General features: G+C 41.0%; 2 protein-coding genes. Both read left to right on the top strand.

The window, feature by feature from the left end:
- Window positions 1-77: 77 nt before the first annotated feature.
- Window positions 78-353, top strand: coding sequence for a transposase (locus tag ACYQ2M_RS25035; protein ID WP_459919132.1), 276 nt, complete (start codon window positions 78-80; stop codon window positions 351-353).
- A 35-nt stretch (window positions 354-388) separates the two neighbouring features.
- The gene (locus ACYQ2M_RS25030; RefSeq protein ID WP_459919131.1) at window positions 389-1,294 is read left to right on the top strand and encodes a transposase; all 906 of its coding nucleotides are present in this window, start codon (window positions 389-391) and stop codon (window positions 1,292-1,294) included.
- Window positions 1,295-1,547 lie beyond the last annotated feature (253 nt).

The following is a 1,547-nucleotide window of genomic DNA, read 5'->3' as shown; positions in this document are numbered from 1 at the left end:
CTCTCCAACCCCGTATATAATGTGGAGACTTTTTGCTCGTAATCAGGTAATACAAAACGCCTGAAAGGAGCATGAAAATGAGCAGAAAGAAACTGAGAAGTTACAGCAAAGAATTTAAAGCCCAAATTATTAAAGAATGCATTGAAACCAATAACTATGCCGTTGTTGCCAAAAAACATGATATCCCAGCTACAACGGTATACACATGGTTTAGACGGGACAAAAACAAACAAAAAACCGATAGCCGGAAATCTCAACGAGCTTTGGAAAGAGAGCTTGCTGACGCAAAGCTTGAGATAGCTGTGTTAAAAGACCTTTTAAAAAAAACGAACCAGCTCTGGCTGAAAAGTTAGAAGTAGCTGAATCATACATTAAAAAAGGGAATCCGGTGCAGAAGGTCATTAAATATGCTTCTATTGCTAACTCGACATGGTATCAAAGAGATAAGCATGTTGAGGAGGATGGCCGTCATAAAAATCCGGGAAGGCCCATACCAGGCTTCACAATCAACCCCGATGGCTCTGTTATACCGGATGAACTGATCATCTCAGCCCTTGTAAACTATAGAAGCCGTAAAGAATTTACCAATGGAGGTGGCTATCAGAAACTTACCCATTATCTGAGAAGGGATTATGGTTACACGGTCAATCCCAAAAAAGTTTACCGACTGTGCCGGGAACAAAACATATTATTGCCTCTCAAGAAGAAGCGCCATACAAGGAGGAGTAAAAGGTGCATCAACAGAATTATTACCGCCCCACTTCAGATGTGGCAGCTGGATCTTAAATATGGTTTTGTTCATGGCGAAAACAGGTTTTTCTTTATACTGGCAATAATTGACGTTTACATGAGGGTAATTGTTAATTATCATATAGGGTTAAGTTGTAAAGGGAAGGATCTGGTTTTCACCCTTGACAAGGCACTTAAGGATTTTGGGATACCCGGTGAAAATCAATTGATAATAAGGAGTGACAATGGCACCCAAATGACATCCAATGTTTTCACAGAACATGTGCAGAACTTTGACGAGAACCAGCTCCTTCACGAACTGATCCCGCCAGCAACACCGAATAAAAACGCCCATATTGAGGCATTCAATTCAATATTGGAAACAGAGTTTATCCAGCCCAGATATTTCATGACTTATGGGCAAGCATATACGGAAACAGTTGATTTCATAAGTTTTTACAATTTCTTCAGGATACATAGTTCCTTGAAGTACAAAACCCCCATGCAAGTTTATGAGAGCTATCAGCGCGGTGAGGTAATCAATCTCCGGGAAATAAGAATATAAAATTCATTTTTCCTCCCGCCTTGGCCTATTTCCCACAAACGGAGTGAGGAAGTCAAGTCAAGAAAAAAATCGGGGGGTCCCCGCCCCTGCAAGGGGTGGGGTGCCGATTTTTTTCTTTACTTGCTGACGAACGTAGTTATAAAAAAATAGGTCAAGGGGGAAGGAGATCGGCTATAAAATGAGCGGTTATGGACAACCTACATCCAAACGAAATCTACGAGATAAAAATCTCCATAAAAAAGGGGTTGACCCG

The sequence above is a fragment of the Desulfocicer niacini genome (assembly GCF_054657595.1).
This window is presented reverse-complemented; position numbering and strand designations above follow the sequence as displayed.

What these genes read in the sequence shown, in the direction of transcription:
- ACYQ2M_RS25035 (WP_459919132.1), top strand. Translation starts at nt 78, where the DNA reads ATGAGCAGAAAGAAACTGAGAAGTTACAGCAAAGAATTTAAAGCCCAA.